Below are 22574 nucleotides of genomic sequence, written 5' to 3' on the forward strand. Positions count from 1 at the left end.
TAGGTGGGTATTTTACCAAACATAAAATATAGCCTCAAAGCCATTCACTTTGAGGCTATTCTTCTTCAAAATATTAACGCTTGAAGTGGGACGATCGCGGCTTTTTTATGGCTGTTACTGAGCCGAACCATCCGGACTATCGGCAGCAGGGTTTTGTTGACTGCTGGATGTTGAATCTGTTGCACTCGATTCGTCTTGAGCTGGAGTGCGATCGCTCTCACTTTCGGACTGTGTGGGAGCAGTTTGTGTCGAAGGTGCTTGTTGAGCCTCAGGCTGCTTTGGCTCAGCATTGGGCACAGTAATGTTGATGTTAGGTGCCGGAGCTTGCTGTTGAGGTGCCGGAGCCTGCTGTTGAGGTGCCGGAGCTTGCTGTTGAGGAACTGGAACCAAAACATCCCTAGTTCTTTCAATGATCGTGGTTTCTTTTCTAGGAGCTTGCTTTGCTTCAGGAGCTGGCTTCGCTTCAGGAGCTGGCTTGGCATCTGGTTGTCTAGGAACCACAATATTTGGGATAACCGGAGCGGGTGCGTCATTCCGTTGGTTTAAAAAGAACCAAGTACCAGCGGCCAAGCCTACCAGCGAAGTCAGGAGCAAGCCAATTACCAAGCCACTCGCGGCATTGTTGTTATCCCGAACCGCTAAATTCTCTTCTTGGTAGCTGCGCTCGGAGACTCGCCCGCTAACGTAACCATCCCGGTAGGAGTCAGCGTTAGGTTTAACAACGCCATTATTAACTGTTTCTGTTCGCGTTACGTTGGTGTGAGTATGACCGTTAGCGTCATTGTAAGAATCCTGACGAACTTCACGGTTATAAGTTTGGTAATCCTTTGGATTAGTCATAGCTGTTGATAAACTCCAAAAAAATGTAGATAAAATAGAACCTTGAAAGTCTGTCGGCGTGACGCACTTTCTTTCAAAAAAGAATTCTTAGCTTTGTTGTAGTTTGATTCGCTACTTCTGCTTGAATTGTTTTCAGAATAACTTTTGCAAACGCACGAATGGCTCTATCTCAAGAGCGGATTGTTACTTCTATCAAAGGACTGACTGTTTCAATAACTGCTATAAGCTATTAGCGAAAGCTGATAGATATAAAACAAACTTAGTAAAGCGAAACAACTTTCAATTAAAGGCGTACCTTTACTAAATCTTTATTTTTTTATAGACAATCTTTACTGAATATTTATAGATAAAATCAACCAGTTATGCTGAGTATTAAGCCATTTGTAGCAGTGAGCGTGTATAGATAAATGGCACTGAAATAAGGAGAAATGTGAGAATTCGTAGGTTTGTTCCATGAGGCTAAGCGTTACCCAACAGTTCAAAGGGTTTAGCTGGGTTCGTCGAAGGAAATCCAGCCTACGTGGTTCAGGCTTAAGTCAGTGACTCATACTGAAGGTAAAAATCAAGCCGTAACCAGCAACGGTAGCGATCGCGTCTGGGAATCCACTATCGTCAACGAGAATCTAGATGAAGTATTCCCCAAATCGCTATTGATGCCAAGTAATCCGGGAGAGCGATCGCACTTCTCTTCTATTCAAAACACCACTACACCGAGGGCAATAGCAGAGTTTACCATAAAGTTTAAGTAAAGATGGACTGGCGGGAATACATTCATTCTGACTCCCCTGCTAGGTAAGCCAGTTGTGAAAGGAACTCGCCTGTCAGTAGAGTTTTTGCGTGGGTTATTTTCCGTAGGATGGACCGAACAACAAGTGCTGGAAAATAACCCTTCACTAACTCCTGAGTCACTAAGAGGTGTGTTCGCTTTTACCGCTGAGTGTAGGCGTGAAGAATCCTTGTATATTCTTCCACTCGCATCCGAGGCGGTTTGATATGGAATCTTTTGCTGATAAGTGATCGCTTATCTAAGGTAGAGGTTTGTTGCTGTCTGTAAGTCTTCCATTACTTTTGGATAGTTTCCCAAAGCCGCATAAGCACTACTCCTTCTGTTGTAAGCATCAGCATAGTTGGGATTGAGATAAATTGCGTGAGTAAAGTCCTCAACTGCTCCTTGAAAATTTCCAAGTTGATAACGCTCAACTCCTTGATTGAAGTAAGCAACTGCATCTTGAGGATGGGAGGAATCCTTTTTAACTTCCTCTGTATGGCTCTGGTTTGGTTCAGACTGCTGCCGATACTCATCTTTTCGCAAGTCATAGGAATTATTTCCACAAATGTATTCTTTAAGAATAGAGTTGCGATTGGGATGGCGCAGTTTGCGAAGAGCTTTGGCTTCAATTTGCCTAATCCGTTCCCTAGTTACATTGAAAATCTGGGCAATTTCTTCGAGAGTTTTCATCCGTCCATCATCCAACCCGTAGCGCAGACGTATTACATCCCTTTCACGAGGACTAAGGGTATCGAGGACGCTTTCTAAGTCTTCCCGCAGCAAGTTTTTGGAAACTTGATTTTCTGGGTCTTGCTCATCTGTTTCAATCAAATCTCCTAAACACAACTCTTCCTGTGCTTCTCCCTTATAAAACCACGGGTCTTTGTTTAAATTTACATGGATAGGAGTTTCCAGAGAAATGGGTAACTGAACAGATTTGGTGATAAATCGCAGTTTCTCAATGGTCATTTCCATGCGAGTAGCGATTTCATCTTCAGCGGGCTTACGACCCATCTCTTTAGAAAGAAGCCTGCTAGTTTTCTTAATTTTAGAGATAGTTTCATACAGATGAACAGGCAAACGAATTGTGCGAGATTGGTCAGCTAGCGCACGGGTAATTGCTTGCCTAATCCACCAAGGTGCGTAAGTTGAGAACTTATAACCCTTTTCATGGTCAAAATTTTCCGCCGCCCGAATTAAACCCAGGCTACCCTCCTGAATCAAGTCTTGGAACGCTAATCCTCGATTCATGTATTTTTTGGCAATTGAGACAACCAAACGCAGGTTTGAATGCACCATTCTATCTTTGGCGCGACGACCTATATAGAGGCGGTGACGGAACCTGGGCAGGTGCTTTTTGACCTCTTGTAACCACTCTTCTTGTTGAGGATCCCGCCGGAGTTCTTTAGAAAGCTTCTCCCAATAGCACTCAGATTTTAATACTACTTCTGCCCACTCTATATCCTGCGGTTCGCGATTTAGCTGCTTAATGAATTGCTCACGTAGTCTTTCTAGTTCCATTAGGTCTGCCACTTTACGGGCGAATTCAATTTCTTCATCAGATCGTAGAAGACGAATTCTGCCAATTTCTTGTAAGTATATGCGAATAGAATCTTCCGTATAGTGTCTGTTATTTTTTCGGGCGCGAGGATGGATAAAGCAATCTTCACTATACTCATCTCCACTCTCATCTGCTTCGACATCCACCAGTTTATATTGGTTATCCTCAACCTCAAATAATTGTTCTAACTGGCTTTGAGGTTGGATAATAGTTTCAATTGCTTTGTTTATCCGATATCTAATTACCCTTCTTACCTTGGTAGTTGAGCCGTCTGAGTGAGTAATTATGGCTCCTGGTGTAAGAACTTCTGTCTTAAATCTCTTTACCCTTTGCCGCCACTCTTGGAAATACTTATTCAGCATTTCTAATTGTATCGGGACTATCTGTGGTTTTTGGTCTGGTAGGGCAATCACAATTAATGCGTGTCTTAAATCCAAGCCGTAAGTTTTATTTGCTGCATTCAGATAGGCAACACATTGGATTTTATATTCGTGTATCCGCTCCACTGGATAGGGCTGATGGGTGGTTTTCCAGTCTATAAGGCAGAGCGCTCCCTTCAATTGCACAATACAGTCAACTTTTCCCCAATAGCCTAGCTCTAGATTAAATACAAAATCTTCTACGTACAGCACCCGCTGTATCTGTCTCAGTGCAGGCTCGATTGATCTACACCACGGTTCTAGGTCTTTTGAGCAAGATTGGTATCTGTTATTTAGGCAGTTCTCTATCCACTCATGCAAGCGTTTCCCACGGTCTCGCACTTCGTCCCGCGATTGTTTCTGTAATTCCTCCGAGCCTGTATGTTGCTCCTTTGCGGGGTAGTAACCTAGTGGCTGATGGAGTGTTGTTTCTTGAAGAATGCTTGAAACACTAGACAGCTTGTGCTTTAGGTAAGTACAGAACCAGTTAGCTGTGTCACCTTCCAACCTCTGCAAGCTTCTGGCTAAAACTTGCTCATTGAGGTTCTCAAATATATCATCAAGGGCTGTATTGCTGCGTTTTTGGCAGCAATGTATTACTTGCTCAATTAGCTGGTTAAGCAGTGTCATTAATCGCGATCCTTGGCAAGGAGTAGAGTAGGCTCAATTCTTAGAGTTCCCATTACTGAATTACTGTTAACGGTTATCAAGGCACAGTTAGCAAAACTTTATGCAAAGTGATGTCGATGGCTCTAGGTGATCGCATCCTCCCCAAACTACTCACAAACTCAGCCGACAGAGGTGACAATCAAGCTATGACTAGCAGTAAAAAGATGTAGTAAACTAACCGAGATCAACTTGCAAAATAAGCCAGAGTGGTTTGCGGATGTCTCGCCTTATAGCAAAGTTCCAGTCATTAAATACGGTAGCGCTGCGTTTGGGAATCCACTATCATCTCTTTTCGAGCAACAGTCGCAATTTCCCTAACTGGAAGATTTCTTTAATAAATAATGTTCTACCGTCCCTTTGTCATCTTGATAAGTCTTTGAGTAATTTTCGTCGATGTAAGTGTTGAATTGACTATTACTCTTAAATGTTTCAATCCATCTTGCTAGGACAATTTGTTCGGGATGATACTTTTTCAAAACAGCAATAATATCATCGAAAGTCAAATTTCCCGATTTAAATCGTTTATCTGAGATAACGGCAAGTTCTGGAGGAACCGGCAAACCCGCATAAAAAGCGTATATGGGGCGATCTGTGAATATCCATTGAGTAGAATCTTTGTGTTTCAACACTAGATTCATAACTTCAAGACTTTTGGGTGGTCTTCCTTTAGGCTTAGCAGGAATCGCAATCATAGAGACAATCAAAAGTGCTGTGGCTAAGATAGGGAAAATTAGCTTTTTGAAGTTTAGGGATTTTAGATTAGAATTCCACCCTTTTGGAAACAAATTAATGACTAAAGCAACTCCATAACCAGCTAACCAGCAAATGGGAATCGCCAGTAAAGGATAGTAGTGATACCAAACAGGTTTATGCTTGAGGAGAATTAGACTAGCAGTCACCAGCCAGGTTAAAGGAAAAATCCCCTCTTTTTGTTTTTTAAATAGAATTGCTAAACTACCAATAAACGCCAAAAATACATAGTCATAGTCCTGCTGAATAAAGTAAGGTAAATTTTCAATATTATTAAAGGTTGTTGACTGGCCTTGAACTCTCTCCCCCAAGTGTGCTTGAACTAGCTGTTCATAATTAAAAGCTTGAAAAATTAAGCTAACTCCTAGATAGATAACTGCAATAAAAATTAACCATAAAAGCAGAGGAGATAAAACAGAGGACGGAAAGAAGTTTTTTGATTTACTTCCCTCCGGTTCTCGGAGTTTAAAATCCAGCAGATAAAAAATCATTAAAGGAACCAGAAATATAGTAAATAGTTTCGTTTGCAAAGATACTGCTAAAACGGCTCCTGATAAAATAATGAAACGTTTACGACGCTGCCGTTTGTAGAGAGTTAGCAAATAAACAGAGAGCATTGCCAGAGATAAAGAGGGAATCCCAATCATCACGGAAATGCTGAGTCTAAGAAATAGCCATGAGGTGAAGAGTAATAGTGTAGCAACAAGAGCAGGTATTTTTCCTAAAGAGAAGCGTATAATTTGATAAAAAGACCAAATTAGAAGTGCTGAAAAGAGTATAACCAACACCCGTGCCGCAAAAACTGAATATCCAAATACATTAAACCAGTAAGATAAAAAGACGGTGAATAGAGGAGGTTGATCGTTCCATATCTGCGTGTATAGAGAAAAGCCTTGCGAGTATAAAAGCGCTTTGATTAAATTTAATCCCTCATCATAATCGAATTCAAAAGCCTGATTGACTGGTCTAATTGCCAGTACAAAGCCAACGTAGAGAAATAGTATGATTATAGAAAAAAAGATATTTTTTAAATGGGTCATCTTTAATAAATTTTTCAATTTTATAGGCGGTGAAAGCCTAAAATTCATAATTGATGAGAAGCTAATGGTAAATGAAGAGGATATTTTTAATACATTTTAAAAAATTAATTGCACTCCGGAACCCCACCCCAACCCTCCCCGTTTACGGGGAGGGAGAAAGGAGAAAGGGAGAAATCCTAGCTGAGGATGGGTTATATAAATTTTCACAAGAGAGATGCTCCCAATTAAATAGCTAGCAGACAAACCTTATGTAGGTTTTTATGTAATAGGTGAAATTAGTCAAGCGTTTATATTATGTATCTGACCTTATTACCTCGACCTCACCAATGATTGCTTGGGTTCCTGGGGAATTTCCGACCGCATCGCGGACTTCCAATGCTTGTCCGTTGCTGGGCGAATACCACCCTACCTCAAGACGGTAGCGATTGGCTGGTGTACCGGGTGCAACTGTAAGTTTATGGCCATCCCGTAAGACTGTACCTGAAGTTACTTTATCTGTAAAAAAATAGCCATCCAGCGGACGTGCATCGGAACGATTTTGTAGGTTTCCTTGCGTGTCGCGCAGACTGATGTTAATCGTCATATCAGGGGATATCGGTGCCAAAAATTTCCAGTAGAATGTCAATACCAGCACTTCACCGGGCGAGAGTTTAGAAGTATTCAGGTCATAACCGAGCAATTGCACCTGCTTGCCAAAAGATACAGAAAGCGGAACCTGAATGCGTTCTAAATCCTCCGGTAAAGGCACCGGGCCAGGATACACTCGTGCATAGTCAATATCGTGCAATCGTGCCGCATACAACGGTTGCTGGGGGACAAAGTAAGCGATCGCTTTTGGTTCTGGCAACTGACGCTGGAATTGGTTGTAGTACAATACCACGCGATTCGCTGTCGTCCAAGGCTGGGGATCGGGCAGGATATCTTTTTCGATCGGTAAAGTTTGACCGTGAAAATAGGCGGCAAATGAGGAACTATACCAACTGGCGACTTTGATTTCTTTCGCATTCGGTGACTGGTTCAACCATTTAGCGGCTAAGTCCAGACCCTCGCCTTGACCCATCATAAATATATGTTTGGCAGCACGCGAACCGCCCAGCAAAGGGTTGTAATAGCTTAGGTAATAAGGATAGTAAGGTACAAGGACGATAAGTTGTAATCCGAAAAGCGCGATCGCTGTGGTTACGCCTCGGTTGATTCCCCATTTACCGAAGCGACGCCGCAGTGCCTCCGCGCCGCGTCCGACCCAAATCATCATTTCTAGCCAGCCAACCGCAGATAGCAGTGCTAGCACTGGCAAGAAAAGGTTAATGTAACGGTCAATCTTACTGTCGCTGACTGAGAGGATCAGCAGCACGCACAAGGGAATTAAAGCGAGTGCTGTTACTTCCGGCATCTTCTTTTGGTGACGCCGCAGCTTGGGGATTAGCAATATCGCTAAAAATACCAGAAACCCCACTTGCAGCACGGGAGAGAGACGATACGCCAGCACCAGCGGATAAAAAAGTAGTCCCGGCGAATCCGTTATTTGCCCTAAGAAGAAAAGTAAGCCTCTTGCAGACTCTTTCAACAGACCTTTATAAATCTGCGCCAGAACATAGGAGGGTGACACCCACATTGCAGGCCAAATTAGAACGATTGTCCCTAAAAGGCTCAATCCCCACCACCTGAGATCCGCCAACTGCTGCTTCCAACCCCTTTGAGGAAAGCTGGTTCGCCAGATTCCCGACTCAACTAGCACGATCCAGAGGGCAACAGCAGGCAAGATAAATAGAGCCGTCACTTTTGTCGCTGTCGCCAGTCCCATAAATACTCCAGAGGCGACAAGCAAGCGACGGTGATAGCGATCGCTCCGCAGATACAGTAAAAATAGCAGCAACGCCAAAATACTAAAATCCGCCATCAGCGCGTCAGTAGTGAGGTAGCGCTGATAAGCTAAAAAGAAGGGTTCTAGTAGCAGTAGGCTAAGAGAGCATAGCGCGACGGATTGCCCCAACAGCCGCTTCGTGAGGATATAAAAACTTACCATACACGCTGAAGCGATCGCACCGTGTAGCAAGCGCGGCAGCACGTAGAAGAGGATGGGGAACTGAACTTGGTTGAAACAGGCATCCAGGTCTAGTGGCTGATTCAGACCTAGCAAACTTGGGAAGTGCTTTTGCAACCGACAATTCGCTAACATACTGCTGCCAATCACCCACATATTGGTGACGCCTGGATGATGACGGCGATAGGTGCCAGTTAAATCTCCCTCCAGCAAGTTCTGTATAAAGGTGCTACCGCGAGTCATCCACAGCACTTCATCAGAATTGATGGGAACGGTAATTGCCAGGATGCGTAGCGTCAGCGACACCAGAAAGATGCCGAGCAAAAGAGGAGAGCCTTTTATTTTGATCAATAGAAGTATGTGACTTTAAATTAATAGCCCATTCTCCGACTTTTAGAGGCTGTTTGTAAACATCGGTGAGCAGATAGCCTTGATCTAGCAGTTCTATATAATTCCGAAATGCGAAATCCCCGGATTCTTCAAGAATTCGGGGATTTAAAACTGTTAGGCTCTCATACCTTAAATAGGATTGCCCTATTAAGCTTGATTCGTGATAAAAAAAGTTTACTTCCCAGACAACAGTAACTCTATCACTTCAAACGCCCAGAACGTAGGATGCTTACAATTAGCCACAAACCCAGGAAGCTAGCAGCAGCAAATAAACCATTGCTTAATAAAGATAGCCCCCCTCCTGTTTGAGCATTGCTGGAGATAATCGCCGCTCCGATAATTAGGGAACCCACGACAACACTAAAGGAAAGGCGGTTAGCAGAGTTCTCCAAACTGCGACGAAATGGAACGATGTCTGGCATCTTGATATTCCACTTCAACGTTTCAGAAGTGATTCTTTCGAGCAGCAACTCCACTTGGCGGGGAGATTCCAAAGACAAACTTTTAATATCTAAAGCTGTTCTCAGCAAAGCTTGTAACGGGTCATCCCCGAATAATTGACGCCGGAATAAATCGGTCATCAAAGGCTTAATTTCCTCAATGAGATTCAAGTCTGGGTCAAATAAATGGCCTGTGCCCTCCAAATTTGCTAGCGTTTTTGAATATAATCCCATATTGCTAGGCAACCGGATTTTATTGTCGCGGGCGACTTGCAACACTTCATAAAAAACTTGACTCAAATTGATTTGTGACAGACTCAGGTTGTAATACTTTCGCAACAGCTTTTCAAAGTCACTTTCTAACTTTGCTAAATTTGCTGGTTGAGCCGATTCAGCTAATTGCAAAGTCAACTGACTACAGCGACGGGCATCAATATTTGCGATCGCTAACAGCATCTCCGTTAAAATCTGCTGAGTCCGGGGGTCTAGTCGCCCGATCATCCCAAAGTCAAGCAGCGCTACGCGACCATCTCTCAGATAAAAAATATTGCCTGGATGCGGGTCAGCGTGAAAGAAGCCGTCAAGATACAACTGTTGAAAGAAAACGCGACACAGTAGCCGAGTGATGTCTCGCCGCTGGTCGCTGGGGCTTTTACCGTCGTTGATTTGCTCGAAATTTGCCTCTAGCAACGGTACCCCATCTAGCCATTCCAGTACCAATAGCTTTTGGGTGGTTAACTGCCAAATAATTTCCGGAATCACCACCTGCTTGGGGTCAAACCAGCGGCTGGTCGATAAATTGCGGCGCAGCTGGTTGGTGAAATTGGCTTCTTGGGTAAAATCAAGCTCAGCCAGCAAAGCATTAGAAAATTCGTTCGCTAAAGCGACAATATCGATATCTGGCCCAATATCGGTGCGAGCAACTAAATCGGCTAAACCTTTAATGATGGAAATATCTTGAGAGATAATCGCATCAATTCCCGGTCGCTGCACCTTCAGAGCCACTTCCCGCCCATCTGCTAAGGTGGCGCGATGCGTCTGAGCAATTGAACCAGCAGCAACCGCCACCGGGTTGATGGTGCTGAAAACTTCCTCCATCGGACGATCCAATTGCTTCCGAATCACCACTTCAACCTCTGACCAAGGCACGGGCGGTACCTCAGATTGAAGCGTTGACAGTTTTTCAATGTAGTCCGCCGAGAGTAAGTCAGGGCGAGTCGAGAGCAATTGTCCCAACTTGACGTAGACCGGCCCCAAATCCACTAAGATGTTGCGGAGGACGGCGGGGGTCGGCAGTCTCGGTTCATCAGCTTTGCCGCCGGTCAAGAGCCGTCTCATGTAGTCCCAACCGTTGCGGAAGACGACTTCAAGGATTTCGCGTTGGCGAGAAGTGGTTTGGGTTAAGGAAAACACGGGTTTTGCGAATGGCGAATGGAATTATGGAAGTATGGCTAATGGCTGTTGAACAATTCGCAATTCGCCATTAGCAATCATCCTTCTTATTAATACTTCATACTTCCAATTTCTGCCTTCCGTTGGAGGGTAGATTACAGCAATTTTTCGAGATTGGGATCGGTTCGTAGTAACTCAAGAACCTTTTTGATTTCTTGGGTGCGGTCTTTTTGGACAATCAGCGTGACATTGCGATCGCGTACAATCACCACATCCTCCATCCCAATCGTCACGATTACCTCATCCTCACCCTCGGCGTAGAGAATCGCCCCTTGCGTATCCATTCCCACGTGAGTCGCCAGTTCTACATTGGGCTTATCGCCTTTCAGCAACCGTTCGATGGCGTTCCAATCTCCCAAATCGTCCCACCCGAAGGACACTGGCAGCACATAAGCCAGCTGAGTCTTCTCCATCAGCGCATAGTCGATACTCTTCTTCGGCATCTGAGAGTAAGCTGCAACCCCTTTTTCTTCGAGAAGATCCATCATTTCCGGCGAGTAAGTGCGAAGTTCATCTAGCACGACCCCAGCTTGGAAGATGAACATTCCGCTATTCCAGCTGAATCGACCCGTTGCCAAAAACTCCTCTGCCGTCGGGCGGTCGGGTTTTTCGGTGAATCGGCTGACGCGGTAGGTGGGAAACTCCCCAACCTTGCCAGTTTCTTCTCCTTGCTCAATGTAACCGTAGCCCGTAGATGGATAATTCGGCTTAATCCCCAATGTCACAATCGACGGCTGAGTTGCTGCCAAAGTAGCACCGGCTTCCAGCGTTTGTTGAAAAGCCTTCTCGTCTGCAATCCAATGGTCGGCGGGGAAAAAGCCCACAACAGCGTTTTCTCCATACCGCTTAGCAATTTCCAGCGTTGTCCAGGCGACCGCTGGGGCAGTATCGCGTCCTTCTGGTTCAACGAGCAAATTTTCCACGGGTAGCTGGGGCAGTTGTTCTTTCACCCCATCTGCCAGCAAAGCCGAAGTAACGACCCATAGCTTCTCCCAGCCTCCAGCCAGAGATAACAGCCGGTCGGCAGTTGCTTGCAGTAAACTCTTACCGCTGCCATCCAAACTTAAAAACTGCTTGGGTCGGTGCTTGCGGCTGAGAGGCCAGAAGCGTTCCCCTTTACCACCGGCGAGAATGACAGGTATTAGCGATTGGTTCATTTTTGGCTTTAGCGATTCTTTTCGGCTCTATGTTAACCTTGACGCGATCGCGATCGCTGTTTAACCTTTGTGCTTGCTCCCGATCAAACGCCTCGTGCAACTTCTCCCAAATTTCTGTAGAAACCAACCTGTAGAAACAAGCTTAAGGCACCGCTGCAATGTCATTTCCTTTGGGAGATGGAGAACCTAAAGTTATAATCCACCTTGGAAATAAGTCTCCAGAAAGATACATATAGTCTGCGGTTGTGGTGACGAGGTAAACGTGGAAGAAGGTATCAAACAGTCTCAAACCAGTCCAGACCACGAAACGTCTAAAGGTTCTAGCAATCAGCAGGCACCCCGTACAGATGCCGTTGATGACGATTCCGACACCTCACCCCAATCGCAGACAAGCGATGTGGCAAATGAGGTTTCGCCCCAAAAAAACAACTTGGGGCGGCGCTTGTTATGGATCGCTGTCTTTATCATCACAGCAACAGTTTCTGCCACAGTGGGAGCAACTTTAGCACTGATTACCCCTTTGTCGCCGATCGTTGCCTCCCAGACTCCAGGAGAAAAGACCGCGACTGAGGGATGGGGTAGAGGTTTTCAGTACCGTCTGGCGCGACCCGTCAATATCCTGGTTATGGGAATTGACCGCCTCCACAACTCACCAGATAATTCGCCGGATAATTTCACTGGCAACAGCGATACGATGCTGCTGTTGCGGTTAGACCCGACTGACCATTCAGTAAAAATGCTTTCCATTCCACGAGATACGCGAGTGGAAATTCCGGGCGTTGGTTTTAACAAGATCAACCAGGCAAATGTCAACGGGGGCGCAGCCTTATCCGCACGAGTTGTCAGCCGTACCCTAAACAACGTCCAGATCGATCGATACGTGCGAGTCACCACCGATGCCTTTCGGGAGTTGGTGGATTTGGTGGGCGGCATTGAGGTATTTGTTCCTCGCCAGATGTCCTATGTAGACGAAACCCAAAAACTCAAAATCGATCTTTCCCCAGGCTGGCAAACTCTCAATGGCGACCAAGCAGAACAGTTTGCGCGGTTCCGGAATGACAAGAACGGCGATATTGGTCGGGTGCAGCGACAGCAAGCCCTTCTCAAGTCGTTGCGGCAGCGTCTGACGAACCCAGCCGTATTGCCTCGCTTGCCTCAACTGATCCGGGTGATGTGGAAGTACGTTGACACGAATCTCAGCTTAGAAGAAACCCTAGCGCTGGCAAATTTTGGCATCAACTTGGAGCAAGATGATTTCAAAATGGTGTTGTTGCCCGGTCGATTCAGCGACCCCCAGGAGTACATTGCCAGCTATTGGATTCTGGATTCCGAGGGGAGAGATCGCATCATGCGCCAATATTTTGGGCAAGAAACGACTCTTGCCTCTGTAGAGGAAAGCCGTTCTCTTAGCACCCTGAGAATCGCAATCCAAAATGCCACCGAGCAGCCTGGTATCGCTTATCGTGTTTCTGAATATCTGGCGGCGAAGGGATTTGTAAATGTTTATGTTGTCAATGATTGGCCCGACCGCGAACGCCAAACTCAAATTATTGTGCAGCAAGGCGATTTAACAAAAGCAGCGGCTTTGAAAAGAGTGCTGGGCGTCGGTCATATTGAAGCGGCTTCTATCGGTGATTTGGAATCTGAGATTACCCTACGAGTGGGTGAAGACTGGCTCGATACAATGAAAAATGTACAATAAAAAATTGAAAAGCTGCCTTATTTTTATCTTTGATTGCAGACGAAGCTGGAGAGCCTTAAAAAGAACAACTTGCTTTTTAAATTTTTGATTAATCCTATGCAACCTTTAACTTCAAAAGCAATTAAAAACTTTGTGGTGCGCGTGCTTAGCGCTATCTTGCTATTAGCTTTGGCATGGCTGTGGGTGATGTTGAGTGCTACTCCCGCTTTTGCTCAGGCAGGGACAATTAATTACACCAATATTAATTTGGAAAATCGGGATTTCTCGAATGCTGATTTAGTTGGTGGTGTATTTGTCGCAGCTGAAATGCGAGGAACAAACTTCCAGGGAGCTGACCTTACCAATGCGATTTTGACCAAGGGAGTGTTATTAAAAGCAAATCTGGAAGGAGCAAACCTGACTGGGGCTTTGGTAGACCGAGTAACGTTGGACGAGGCTAATTTAACCAACGCGATTTTAACGGAAGCGACGTTGACGCGGACTCGCTTCTACGACACCATCATTACGGGCGCAGATTTTACGGATGCGCTAATTGACCGCTACGAAGTATCTCAGCTCTGTCAGCGAGCAGAAGGTGTGAACCCAGTAACGGGTGTTTCTACGCGGGACAGCTTAGGCTGTCGCTAAACGGTCGTTCGCCAATTGTTGCATTGGCTCCCAGTTGAGGACATCTTGGAGCAATGCCTGATAGCCTGCAACATTGGGGTGGAGTCCGTCTTCAGTAAGATGCGATCGCCACCAATCTTCACCCCGATTCATCCACAGCTCGAAAATATCTAGATAAGGAATCTGTCGCGCCTGACACGCTAACCGCGTTGCTTCTTTATAGCGATATTGATCGCCGTGATTATAGTAAAAACAGTCCAAAAATGGCATTTTCGCCTCATCTACCGGCACCATCCCCACAAAGAGTACCGGACAGAATCTTTGGGTTAGCGTTGCGGTAGCGCTCTGAGTACATCGCTCCAGCAACAAATCCATTTCTGCTTTGAAAACTTCAAAATCGGTAAAATTCCGCCCAGTCGGTCGAGCCAACCGAGCCGAATCATTGACCCCGACTGATAGAATAATTGCATCGGGTACGCGATTTCTCAGCTCACCGCGATGGCGAAACTCCTGCTCTAACCGCTGTTGCACTTGGCTGATGCCGTCACCCCGGACACCCAAATTGTAGAGAACGTGTCCCGGACTATCCGGCAGCATCCAGCGACGCCGCAGCCGCTCTACCCACCCGCCACCTTCCGGATCGCCGAATCCATAAACAAGACTGTCTCCCAGTGCTACAAGCTTCAGAGGATGGCGATCGCTTTCAGGAAACGGCTTAATCGTAGGAGGGACAAGGGTTTGCATGGACTGTAATCTCGAACTTATTTTCAGAATGATATAGATAGATTGATAAGAATCTACATAATATTAAACGATTCTTTGTCTTGAAAGAAATTCTTCAGTGAATCTCCGGGCGGTGCTAACAGCCACAAAAATTGGGGACTCCTGCTAGACTGAAGGGTGCAAGGTGACAGGAGGGTCGCGCGACTGTGCGCCGCTACTCACGAACAACAATTAACAACTAATCCAACGTGATGCAAAAGCGTTTCAAGTTTGATACAACCGAAGTTTTACTCCGGGCTGAAGAGCTGGTGAGTGCTGCCTCCAATCGCTACCGGATTACCGTTCAAGTAGCGAATCGCGCTAAGCGCCGTCGCTATGAAGACTTTGATAATGTTGACGATCCGATGATGAAGCCAGTGCTGCGGGCGATTCTGGAAATGTCCGATGAGCTAACGCAACCGGAAATTATTGGCGATTAGATAAAAAACAACAAGCAAGATGAAGCGACAAACCAGAAAATTTCCCAAGCGAATGCTACGTTTTGCCGTTGCCTCTCTAACGGCGCTGTTTTTATTTCCTTGGGGAAGCATCTTTAATCCTTCATCCTCGCTTTTTCATCTTTCCGAACAGCCTGCGATTGCCCAGATGTACGGAACTCAGGATGTCTGGCGGCAAGTTTATCAACGCCTACCGGATTTGCCGCTAGAAAATCAATACATCAGCAAGGAAACTGGCAAGCAGGCATCGGAAAATACCCTAGTGGGGCGCATCATCCGGTATCACGTTTATGTAAAATCACGTCCGCCCAATTATCGGCTGGACTGGAAACTGACCTTGGCGGACTATCTGGGCGCAAACGAACTAATCCAGGAGTCGCTATATCCGGGTTATGATACGTTGCAGAAAAATCCCATGCAGAGCGATCGCGCGGTCATTGAACGTCTGAATCGAGCGCAACGAGACGCCTTAGTTCAAGCCCTCGTGAGTCTATTCACTCCCAATTCTCAGCAGCAGGCACCCGTACCTTCTCCCAGCGCTTCACCTCAGCCACAGGCAGCACCCAAACCCAGTGGAGGGCTAGCACTGCCTCAGCCAGGAGATGCTCAGTTACTCAAGTAATGAAAAATTAAAAACTAAAAATGTAAGAAAAGCGCTTTAGTTTTTGATTTTTAATGACTTTTATGGAACGTCTCATCAAAAGTGGAGTTGGCTGGCGCATTGGCTGGAACCCTAACACGAGTGAGTTTAAAGGGTTAGTTGGTGGGGATGATTGGGCGATAGAGCTGACAGAGGCAGAGTTAAATGAGTTTTGTCGCTTGCTGGCGCAATTGGTAGAAAGTATGAGCCAGATCGCGACTGAGTTGATGGATGAGGAGAAAATCGCCTGCGAAACTGAAAGCGACTTACTTTGGATGGAAGTGGAGGGCTACCCCCATGCTTACAGCCTTCGCTTCATTCTCCACACGGGACGGCGGGGTGAGGGTAGCTGGAATGAGGCAGCAGTACCGGGTTTGATGCAAGCGGCTCAAATGTTAAAGGTTTTCTGATTGCATCTTGACAGCTTTAAAAAAGCTGATATAGAATATAAGACTGTGCCGGGGTGTAGCGCAGGTTGGTAGCGCGCAGCTTTGGGGTAGCTGAGGTCGTGGGTTCGAATCCCGCCACTCCGATTAGTCCGGCAGAATCCGTTAAGTTGAAAGGGGCGAGTTCTCCTGAGGGAGATAAAAAATCGCTCATTATTGTCATAGAAGTCATAGAAGCTCATGGCTTAGCGTGTAAGGAGCCTGTATCGCGGTTATTGTTGTGGAGCGATCGCTTATGCTCAGACGTTTAACCAGCCGCTCTCTGCTGACGGCAGCTATTTTTCTGGTTGTGACATCGCTTACCCTAATAATTGTCCTATTAACTAAGCAGCCAGTTATGACATCTCAACCCCAGCTGCTAACCGATCCCTTTCTACAACTGCCGACCGAAACAAGCGTGCGAGTTGTGTGGTTTACTGAGTTTGCTGGTGAGCATCGTGTCGCCTACGGTGAGAATCTCGCTCGCAGTGTTGTCGCCAGTACCACCAAACTCAGCCGCACTCGTGAGGATAGTCAATCGCGGGTAGGAAATCAGACTCAAGACGGTCAGATTTACCAGCAGCCGACCAGCCGAGACATCTGGCGGCACGAAGCAGAGGTGACTGGGTTAACTCCTGGCACGCGAGTTTCTTATCGCGTCACTAGCCTGCGGGAAGATGGTACGAGCGTTAGCAGTGAGGTATTCACGCTCGCCCCCAAACCCACACCGGGCACATCACTGAAAATTTTGCTGACTTCCGACCACCAGCTCAAGCCGATGACATCTGCCAATCTTCAGAAGGTCGTTGAGACCGTCGGGCAAGTAGACGCTGTCTTCTTTGTCGGTGACTTAGTCAACATTCCCGACCGTGCCTCCGAGTGGTTTGATGACAATCGGGGGGGTGCCTTCTTTCCTTGTCTCCAAGGTCGCAGCAACTACGAACTTGAACACAATGAACTTGAACACAATGGTGTCAAGACGGTTTACCGGGGCGGACAGATAATTCAAAACGCCCCCATGTATGCAGCGATTGGCAATCATGAAGTGATGGGACGCTTTTCGATGGAAAGTAGCTTAAACGATCAGTTCGATGACTCCTATCCTCGTTGGGCTGCTCAGAAAATTTATGCACAAAAGGCAGAGGAAAAAAAGGCAGAGCAACTAAACCCCGGTGAGGACACGAAGCGCAATTTGGCGTCTCTTCAACCGTTAAAAGATAATTCTTTTAATACCGATACTTACGAAGAAATTTTTACTTTACCCGAAAGTAGGGAGGGTGGAAAAAAATATTATGCCGTCACATTTGGTGATGTGCGGTTGGTGGTGCTTTACGCGACCAATGCGTGGCGTTACTGGGGATTAGAGGAGAAGACAAAGGGAAGATACCGCGAACGAGAACAACACTTAAATAACCCGGAAAAGTGGGGATATGGGCAGCACATCTTTGAGGCAATTGCCAAGGGTAGCGAACAATACACCTGGCTCGAAAAAGAACTGAATAGCCCGGAGTTTAAGCAAGCAAAGTACAAAGTTGTGATGTTTCATCACCCACCACATTCACTGGGGGATAACGTTGTCCCTCCTTATACTGATCCGGTGCAGACGATCGACCGAGATGGGAATGGCAATATTAAATCGGTGCGTTACAAGTACCCTAGAGAAGCTGATTACATTATCCGAGATGTAGTACCACTGCTAGAAGCTGCTAATGTGCAGTTAGTATTTTATGGGCACTCGCACCTGTGGAATCGCTTTGTCAGTTCTAGCGGGATGCACTTTTTAGAAACCTCGAATGTCGGCAACTCCTATGGTGCGGCGTTGGGCGAAAAGAAGCGACCTGTACCAGAAGAGTATCAAGAGAATGATATCGTAACGGGCGATCCAAATGGGTTAGAGGCAGTAGTACCAACCATTGCGCCGCTAATGGGTGAAGATGGGAAGCCATTGTCGTATGTGGCGAGTAATGAGATTACGGCATTTAGCATCTTCGACACGGGAACGGGTACGGTGAGCAGTTACCGTTTTGATACGCGAAAACTGGACTCAGAGGTGGTAAAGTTTGATGAATTTAAGCTGAAATAGAGGAAATTTATCCGGCGATTTATCGAGTAGGCAATGAGCGCGATCGCTCAATCATTCTAAAAAGTTGTTACCCCACCATTTTGCAAGCATAAATCGGCTAAAATTAGGTAAAGCAAGCCCCTTTACAGTTACTTTTATAAGAATCCGATATGAGTTTTGAGATACCAGTGGTTTATATCCCCGATTTCGAGCGAGAAATCGGGGATTTCGCCTTCACGAATCATTGAAGAAATAGCACAACTTAGCTATCTCGGATTGAAGGAGCCGTTGCCAAAGTTTCTGCTGCTTTTTGCATTGCTTCAAGCTCCGATGATGTCCAGGTACGAGCATCCTGACAATTATGAGCAACTAGCAATCCCCACAACCGAACAGAATTTAGAATTGGCACCACTAAATTAGCGCGTACCTTCATCGTGCGGAGAAAATCGCGGTGGCAAGGGTTAATCGGTTCTAATTCAATATCTGCGATCGCTCGTACCCTTCCTGCTTGGTACAAGGCAGCATATTCATCATTAAAACAATCATCGGGGCCTGTTGAGCCGAAGATCGAGTATTCTCTAGACCTCAAGGACTCAAACGTAACCTGCCCTTTCCATTGGCGATAAAAGTAATATAAAACGACGCGATCGACTTGAAGCAAATCTCTTAGCTCGTCGGTCGTCTTTTGAACTAAAACATCTCGCTCGATACTATTGGCAAGACGGTTAGCAAATGCTCGCAAACCCGGATCGCTATCTTGTATAGCAGGACTAGAGTCAGAATCTCTGTTAAAGTTACTTTGCACGGGAAGACAAATCCGACTGAGTTATGACAATTGAATGTTTTTTATGATAACGCTATAGTCCAAATAGCATCCACTCTAAAAGCTAAGAGATTGATGCAAACAGCGATCGCTCTTATTTTTTGGGGGTGTGCAATGTCCTATACAGCAGAAATTCACATTTTATACTTCTTGATTCACCAGTAATTGACTTTTTTGTTGCTCAATTGGAATCTCAATTAAGAACTCTGCACCCTGTCCCGGTGCTGAAATACATTTCAGTTGACCGTTATGCTTATCTACAATTTGGTAGCTAATTGACATCCCCAAACCTGTCCCAGAACCGACCGGCTTAGTTGTAAAAAACGGATCGAATAACCGACTGCTGACTTCCTCCGTCATTCCTGGGCCATTGTCAGCAATCTGAATCCTGACTTGATTGGGTTGCACCGTAGAAGTCCGAATCCAAATTGTTGGAGATTCTTCGGGGTTCATCGTTGATGGTTTATTGCCGCGAACGGCGAACGGCGAGCAATGAACTGCTTCGAGGGCATCAATCGCATTCGTCAAAATATTCATAAATACTTGATTAATCTGTCCCGCATAGCATTCAACTTTGGGTAGGTTGCCATATTCTTTGACGATCTGAATACCCGAACGATCCGGTTTAGCTTTCAGACGATTTTGCAGGATTAGCAGCGTGCTATCGATGCCTTCATGAATATCGACAGTCTTCATCTCTGCCTCATCAAGACGAGAGAAGTTTCGTAAACTCAGGACTATTTCGCGGATGCGGTCAGCTCCTACCTTCATAGAAGATAGGATTTTAGGCAGGTCTTCGAGTAGGAAAACCAGGTCGATTTCTTCCGCCTGAGCTTGAATGGCGGCGGGTGGCTGGGGATAGTGTTCCTGGTAGAGCTGAAGCAGGCGTAGTAAATCGAGAGCGTATGCATTAGCGTAAGAGAGATTGCCGGAGATGAAGTTAACGGGATTGTTAATTTCGTGAGCAACCCCCGCAACCAACTGTCCTAAAGAGGACATTTTTTCACTTTGAATCAGTTGAGCTTGAGTTTGCTTCAGTTCGCGCAAGGCGTGTTCAAGCTGAGCGGCTTTAGTTTGGGCAGTGCTGGCGGCATCAAGCTGCTGGTTGTAAAGTTCGGCTTGGTTAATCGCGATCGCTAGCTGGTTGACAACCGCCGAGAGTAATTCCACCTCGCTGTCCGTCCAAGGTTGCACTTGGTTCCGGCGATGACAAGCCAAGGCACCCAGTTCGCCACTCGGTGTCTGTATTGGCAGCGCCAGCGCTGACCGAGTGCCTGCAACGAGTAATGTTTGCGGAATGACTGGATCGTCCGGAGTTTGCACTTCATCCAGGCGGAACATTTCTAAATTCAGCATTTTTTCCTCAAACTTTGGAAAAAATCCCACCGGATAGAAGCCAAGCCAGTTCGCTTCGGTGGAAGTTCTCGCTTCCTTAACAACCTCCCATCCGGGGGGTGAGGAATGGGGGCGATACCAAGCGAAGGTGCATGACTCAATCCCCATCCGCCTTTGGATCGCCCCGACGGCGGTTTCTAGAATCGTATCTAGATCGAGGGTGTTCCGGATCTGGTTAGCTAGACGGTTGAGTAGTTCTTCCTGCTGAGCGAGTTGTCTGAATCGAGTTTCCGATAGTTGCAGAGCGACTTCAGCCTGTTTGCGTTCGGTGATGTCGGTGGAAATGCCGCAAACTGCATAAGGCATACCATTGTCGTCGTAAAGCGGAAACTTCATCGAAATGTAGGTGTGTAAGCCGTCGTCTTGAGGAATCACTTCCTCACTTTCTAAAGGAATCCCTGCCGCAAGTACCTTTTGATCGTTGGTTTGCAATGCCTCAGCGACCTCATAAGGTAAGTACTCGTACTCGGTCTTCCCTTTGACTGCCTTTGCATCAACGTTGAGCAAGTTGGCACACTTCCGGTTCATCAAAATATTACGACCTTGAATATCCTTGACGTAGATAGCGGCTGGAGAGTAAGCCAGAATTGCTTGAAGCTGCTGTTCGCTCTCCCTCAGAGCGGCTTCAGCCTGTTTGGCACTTGTGATGTTCCTCGCAGTGCCCGTGGTGCCGAGGATGTTTCCGGCGTCGTCCTTAGATGCGATCGCGTTGAAGCTCATCTGAATTGGCGTTCCATCTTTACGCAGATGCACCGTTTCGTATTGGAAATACGGCTCACCCTCCAGCAGGCGCAGATGTATCTGCCAGTTCTGCTCCACTTGTTCCGGTGGCTGGAAATCGGTGAACAAACGCCCGATCATTTCTTGGGGATCGTATCCATGCATTTGTTTGACCGCAGAGTTCACAAATGTAAATCGCCCCTGTCTATCCACCGACCAAATCAAATCCTGGGAAGTCTCGACCAAATGGCGGTATCTTTGCTCACTCGCCTTCAGCGCCGCCTCTGCCTCTTCCCGGTTGGCAATTTCGCTTTGCAATTGCCCAATGGCAGCTCTTAATTCGCAGGTACGCTCCTCAACGCGGATTTCTAGTTCTTCTTTGGCTTTCTTGAGTGCTTCCTCTGCTTGTTTGCGCTGGGTGATTTCCCGCGCTACGCCAACTAAACCGATAACCTTTCCTTTAGGGTCGCGGTAGACGCTTTTTGTGGAAAGAAATGTCCGGGTAATCCCTGTGGTGAGTATCGTTTCCTCGACAATTTGAGTCACGCCCGTCGTCATGATTTGGCGGTCAGTCTGCATGACTGGATGTGCCAACTCTAGAGGCAGTAACTCGGTATCATCCTTGCCGATAATTTTCCCTTCCGGTCTGCCAAAAACAGCGGCACCCGCCGAGTTGATCATCAGATAGCGGCCCTGAAGATCCTTTACATAGATGGCATCCGGGGTGCCTTCAATCACCGCACACACGAGGCTGTAGCTGAATTCCAGTTCTTCTTTGGCTTTTTTCGCAGTTTCCTCGGCTCGCTGGCGCTGGGTGATGTCCGTGTGCGATCCCGCCATCCGAATCGCTTTGCCATTGTCATCTCGCAGCGCTGCTCCCCGCGCTAAAATCCACCGATAAGAGCCATCTTTATGCTGCAAGCGATGCTCTAATTCGTAATTAGAAGCTTGGCTATTCATGAGATAAGCTTGGATGGTAGCGATCGCGCGATCGCGGTCATCGGGATGCAATCGTTTTTCCCACTCTTCAATCTGATTGGGCAACTCATGCTCTTCATAGCCCAGCATCTTCTTCCATTGAGGTGAAAAATAGGTCTCGTTGGTTGCTATATCCCAATCCCATAATCCATCTTTAGAACCTTGAACTGCTAAATCAAACCGTTCTCGGCTCTTACGTAACTCTTCTTCAGCAGCTTTCCGTTCGGTAATATCTTCAAAAGTGCAAAGGATGCCGACCACGTTTTCTTCACCATCATGGAGTGGAACTTTGTTACTGTCTATCCAAGACGCTTTACCATCCGCCTTGAGCGTTGATTCAATGCTGTGATATTCTGGCGTGTTTGTTTCCATAATTCGCCGTTCGCTATCCCGCAATAAGCCCGTTTTTTCTGTGAACAACAAATCGTAGTCGGTTTTTCCAACAATATTTTCTGGCTTGCCAACCCCTACT

General features: G+C 46.4%; 17 protein-coding genes, 1 tRNA gene and 4 pseudogenes. 10 read left to right on the forward strand and 12 right to left on the reverse strand.

Annotated features, from left to right (window positions below):
- Nucleotides 1-114 precede the first annotated feature (114 nt).
- On the reverse strand, nt 115-840 hold the full coding sequence (locus NDA03_RS19195) for a hypothetical protein (RefSeq protein ID WP_348238869.1): 726 nt from the start codon (nt 838-840) through the stop codon (nt 115-117).
- 539 nt (nt 841-1379) lie between these two features.
- Here NDA03_RS19195 and NDA03_RS19200 point away from each other — a divergent pair.
- Complete coding sequence (locus tag NDA03_RS19200; protein ID WP_348238870.1) at nt 1380-1589, forward strand: hypothetical protein; 210 nt, start codon at nt 1380-1382, stop codon at nt 1587-1589.
- Between the two features lie 2 nt (nt 1590-1591).
- Nucleotides 1592-1832 (forward strand): annotated as a pseudogene (locus tag NDA03_RS19205) (DUF433 domain-containing protein).
- Between the two features lie 29 nt (nt 1833-1861).
- Here the strand turns inward: NDA03_RS19205 and NDA03_RS19210 are convergent.
- The 7 genes and pseudogenes from NDA03_RS19210 to NDA03_RS19240 form a co-directional block, all read right to left on the reverse strand.
- Nucleotides 1862-2152 (reverse strand): tetratricopeptide repeat protein, encoded by a 291-nt coding sequence (locus tag NDA03_RS19210; RefSeq protein ID WP_242032587.1) that lies wholly within the window; start codon nt 2150-2152, stop codon nt 1862-1864.
- Between the two features lie 21 nt (nt 2153-2173).
- Nucleotides 2174-3412: pseudogene (rpoD, locus tag NDA03_RS19215) on the reverse strand (RNA polymerase sigma factor RpoD); the annotation flags it as partial.
- Between the two features lie 72 nt (nt 3413-3484).
- A pseudogene (locus tag NDA03_RS19220) lies at nt 3485-4219 on the reverse strand (PD-(D/E)XK nuclease family protein); the annotation flags it as partial.
- Nucleotides 4220-4572: 353 nt separating this feature from the next.
- Nucleotides 4573-6048: a glycosyltransferase family 39 protein gene (locus NDA03_RS19225; RefSeq protein WP_348238871.1), complete on the reverse strand. Its 1476-nt coding sequence runs from the start codon at nt 6046-6048 to the stop codon at nt 4573-4575.
- Between the two features lie 292 nt (nt 6049-6340).
- Complete coding sequence (locus tag NDA03_RS19230) at nt 6341-8443, reverse strand: glycosyltransferase family 39 protein (protein WP_348238872.1); 2103 nt, start codon at nt 8441-8443, stop codon at nt 6341-6343.
- Nucleotides 8444-8682: 239 nt separating this feature from the next.
- The gene (locus tag NDA03_RS19235) at nt 8683-10335 is read right to left on the reverse strand and encodes an AarF/ABC1/UbiB kinase family protein (protein ID WP_339380518.1); all 1653 of its coding nucleotides are present in this window, start codon (nt 10333-10335) and stop codon (nt 8683-8685) included.
- 134 nt (nt 10336-10469) lie between these two features.
- The gene (locus tag NDA03_RS19240; protein WP_348238873.1) at nt 10470-11531 is read right to left on the reverse strand and encodes a mannose-1-phosphate guanylyltransferase; all 1062 of its coding nucleotides are present in this window, start codon (nt 11529-11531) and stop codon (nt 10470-10472) included.
- A gap of 262 nt (nt 11532-11793) precedes the next feature.
- On the opposite strand from NDA03_RS19240, the gene NDA03_RS19245 reads away from it, so the two are divergent.
- Nucleotides 11794-13233, forward strand: a complete 1440-nt coding sequence (locus NDA03_RS19245) for an LCP family protein (RefSeq protein WP_347276120.1) — start codon at nt 11794-11796, stop codon at nt 13231-13233.
- 120 nt (nt 13234-13353) lie between these two features.
- Entirely contained in the window at nt 13354-13860 is a 507-nt protein-coding gene (locus NDA03_RS19250; RefSeq protein WP_348238906.1) for a pentapeptide repeat-containing protein, read from the forward strand.
- On the opposite strand, the gene NDA03_RS19255 is transcribed toward NDA03_RS19250, so the two are convergent.
- Nucleotides 13846-14583 carry a GDSL-type esterase/lipase family protein gene (locus NDA03_RS19255; RefSeq protein WP_190439564.1) on the reverse strand — a complete coding sequence of 246 codons (738 nt, stop codon included), beginning with the start codon at nt 14581-14583 and terminating at the stop codon, nt 13846-13848. The two genes, NDA03_RS19250 and NDA03_RS19255, sit on opposite strands and share 15 nt — an antisense overlap.
- Nucleotides 14584-14813: 230 nt before the next feature.
- Here NDA03_RS19255 and NDA03_RS19260 point away from each other — a divergent pair, with 230 nt between their 5' ends.
- The 6 genes from NDA03_RS19260 to NDA03_RS19285 all read left to right on the forward strand — a co-directional run bounded on the left by NDA03_RS19260 (nt 14814) and on the right by NDA03_RS19285 (nt 18207).
- Nucleotides 14814-15041 (forward strand): DNA-directed RNA polymerase subunit omega, encoded by a 228-nt coding sequence (locus NDA03_RS19260; RefSeq protein WP_190416141.1) that lies wholly within the window; start codon nt 14814-14816, stop codon nt 15039-15041.
- A gap of 19 nt (nt 15042-15060) precedes the next feature.
- Nucleotides 15061-15681: a hypothetical protein gene (locus NDA03_RS19265; protein WP_348238874.1), complete on the forward strand. Its 621-nt coding sequence runs from the start codon at nt 15061-15063 to the stop codon at nt 15679-15681.
- 62 nt (nt 15682-15743) lie between these two features.
- On the forward strand, nt 15744-16109 hold the full coding sequence (locus NDA03_RS19270; RefSeq protein WP_190682536.1) for a DUF1818 family protein: 366 nt from the start codon (nt 15744-15746) through the stop codon (nt 16107-16109).
- 49 nt (nt 16110-16158) lie between these two features.
- Nucleotides 16159-16232, forward strand: a tRNA-Pro gene (locus NDA03_RS19275).
- Nucleotides 16208-16396 carry a hypothetical protein gene (locus NDA03_RS19280; protein WP_348238875.1) on the forward strand — a complete coding sequence of 63 codons (189 nt, stop codon included), beginning with the start codon at nt 16208-16210 and terminating at the stop codon, nt 16394-16396. The genes NDA03_RS19275 and NDA03_RS19280 overlap by 25 nt, the downstream gene beginning before the upstream one ends.
- 86 nt (nt 16397-16482) lie before the next feature.
- Complete coding sequence (locus NDA03_RS19285) at nt 16483-18207, forward strand: metallophosphoesterase family protein (protein WP_348238907.1); 1725 nt, start codon at nt 16483-16485, stop codon at nt 18205-18207.
- 241 nt (nt 18208-18448) lie between these two features.
- Here NDA03_RS19285 and NDA03_RS19290 read toward each other — a convergent pair whose 3' ends face one another.
- The 3 genes and pseudogenes from NDA03_RS19290 to NDA03_RS19300 form a co-directional block, all read right to left on the reverse strand.
- Nucleotides 18449-18991, reverse strand: a complete 543-nt coding sequence (locus NDA03_RS19290) for a GAF domain-containing protein (RefSeq protein ID WP_348238876.1) — start codon at nt 18989-18991, stop codon at nt 18449-18451.
- 159 nt (nt 18992-19150) lie between these two features.
- Nucleotides 19151-20008, reverse strand: a complete 858-nt coding sequence (locus NDA03_RS19295; protein ID WP_348238908.1) for an ATP-binding protein — start codon at nt 20006-20008, stop codon at nt 19151-19153.
- Nucleotides 20009-20146: 138 nt separating this feature from the next.
- Nucleotides 20147-22573: pseudogene (locus tag NDA03_RS19300) on the reverse strand (PAS domain S-box protein); the annotation flags it as partial.
- Nucleotide 22574 lies beyond the last annotated feature (1 nt).

The organism is Trichocoleus sp. Lan (assembly GCF_039961855.1).
In the GTDB taxonomy this organism is placed as follows: domain Bacteria; phylum Cyanobacteriota; class Cyanobacteriia; order Cyanobacteriales; family FACHB-T130; genus FACHB-T130.

Bases quoted from the DNA above. Each gene is read 5' to 3' on its own strand.
- NDA03_RS19195 (WP_348238869.1), bottom strand. From the start codon at position 840: ATGACTAATCCAAAGGATTACCAAACTTATAACCGTGAAGTTCGTCAG.
- NDA03_RS19285 (WP_348238907.1), top strand. From the start codon at position 16,483: ATGACATCTCAACCCCAGCTGCTAACCGATCCCTTTCTACAACTGCCG.
- NDA03_RS19260 (WP_190416141.1), top strand. From the start codon at position 14,814: ATGCAAAAGCGTTTCAAGTTTGATACAACCGAAGTTTTACTCCGGGCT.
- NDA03_RS19295 (WP_348238908.1), bottom strand. From the start codon at position 20,008: ATGTCCTCTTTAGGACAGTTGGTTGCGGGGGTTGCTCACGAAATTAAC.
- NDA03_RS19225 (WP_348238871.1), bottom strand. From the start codon at position 6,048: ATGACCCATTTAAAAAATATCTTTTTTTCTATAATCATACTATTTCTC.
- NDA03_RS19240 (WP_348238873.1), bottom strand. From the start codon at position 11,531: ATGAACCAATCGCTAATACCTGTCATTCTCGCCGGTGGTAAAGGGGAA.
- NDA03_RS19255 (WP_190439564.1), bottom strand. From the start codon at position 14,583: ATGCAAACCCTTGTCCCTCCTACGATTAAGCCGTTTCCTGAAAGCGAT.
- NDA03_RS19265 (WP_348238874.1), top strand. From the start codon at position 15,061: ATGAAGCGACAAACCAGAAAATTTCCCAAGCGAATGCTACGTTTTGCC.
- NDA03_RS19270 (WP_190682536.1), top strand. From the start codon at position 15,744: ATGGAACGTCTCATCAAAAGTGGAGTTGGCTGGCGCATTGGCTGGAAC.